Origin of the sequence: Nonomuraea sp. NPDC049141, from assembly GCF_040648415.1 — a bacterium.
Lineage (GTDB): Bacteria > Actinomycetota > Actinomycetes > Streptosporangiales > Streptosporangiaceae > Nonomuraea.
The window spans coordinates 1-1,551 of sequence record NZ_JBEZDR010000204.1; the positions used below are offsets into that span (position 1 = coordinate 1).

A 1,551-nucleotide genomic window follows, 5' to 3' on the forward strand; every position below is an offset into this window, starting at 1 on the left:
TTATATTATTGAAGCTCGGCCGCCGGGGGGTGGTGGGGGTGGGGGGGGGGGGCGCGCCCCGCCGCCCGCCCTTCCGGTCAGCGCAGGTCGAAGGCGTACAGCTTGTTGTTGCCGGTGCCGATGTGGTACCCGGATCCCCAATAGACGGACCCGTCGACGACGGCGGCACCCGCGATCACCGAGCCGCCGCTGGCGAACCGCCACCGGATGGCGCCCGTGCGGGCGTCGAGGGCGTACATGTTGTCGCCGGTGCCGGCGCCGGAGCCGACGTACACCACGCCGTTGGCGGAGGTGACGTAGCCCATGTCGATGGCGCCCTGCGGATCGGGGGTGCGCCACAGGATGCGGCCGGTCGAGGCGTCCAACGCCGCCCACATCCCGCCGGTCAGGGTGATCTCACCGCCGTCGGGAGAGGGGATCTTGAAGGGGATACGGTCCGAGTTGGCCAGCGCCACGTAGATCCGCCGGCCGTCGGTGGACGAGCCCCACTGGATCCCGCCCATGCCGCCGGCGGGCCCCACCTTGGTCTTCCACACCACCCGGCCGTCGTCCGGATCCAGCGCCCAGTAGTCGCCGCTCTTCTGCCCGATCCCGAGCAGCTCGCGCTGGCGCCCGCCGATCGTGGTGGTGAAGAGGTTCGGCGACGAGCCGAAGTTCATGTCGGTGCCCGGTGGCGGGTCGAGCTCGGACACCGCGTCGGCGCGCATGGTCTTGTGCACCCAGCGGACCCGGCCGGTCCGCAGGTCGAGCGCGACCACCGCGTCGAAGTAGTCGTCGGCGGCCGGCAGCTCGCAGTCGGTCTGCTCGGGGTGGGTGCACACGCCCTCCGGCACCGTGTAGTTGTTGCCCGTGCCGACGTAGACCAGGCCCCGGCGACGGTCGACAACCGGGTTGCTCCCCCAGACGGCGCTGCCGGTGTAGCCCGGCGGTGCCATGTAGGTCCGCCACAGGATCCGGCCGGTACGCAGGTCGAGTGCGACGACGCTGCCCCGGAAGGTGTGCGGCGGCGGCAGGATCTCCGACGACGAGGAGATGCCGACGTAGACCACGCCCCGATCGATCACGGGGGCGCCGGTCACCTTCGCCCGCGGGTTGGGGTCGACCTGGGTGAGCCAGCGCAGCGAGCCGTCGCCCCGGTTCACCGCGATCACGGCGGCCCCGCTGGGCGACTCGATGGTGAAGCCCTTGCCGATCACGACGAGGTCGCCGGAGACGGCCGGGGTGGTGCGGGAACCGTCGACCGGCGGCCCCGTGTAGTCGCTGATCGGATGCGACCACACCGGCGTGCCGTCGGAGGCACGGATGGCCCAGAGCGTCCCACCGGCGTCCGGCACGTAGAGGATGCCGTCCACCACCGCCGGAGTGGCGTTGATGTCGCCGTTGGCGGTGAACACCCAGCGGGGCCGCAGCCGCGCGACGTTGCGGGCGTCGATGGTTCGCTCGGTCGCAGCGTGCCGCGTGTTGTGCGTGTTCTGCCCGGCGACGGACCAGTCGCGTACCGACGGCACGCGGGGCCGCTCACCGGCCCCCACCGGGGCCACGCCGGCGAAG

At 72.2% G+C, this 1,551-nt stretch carries 1 protein-coding gene; it reads right to left on the reverse strand.

The window, feature by feature from the left end; genetic code table 11:
* Positions 1-77: 77 nt before the first annotated feature.
* A partial coding sequence (locus AB0B91_RS65880) for a PQQ-binding-like beta-propeller repeat protein (RefSeq protein ID WP_358343193.1) occupies positions 78-1,551 on the reverse strand: 1,474 nt, incomplete at its 5' end.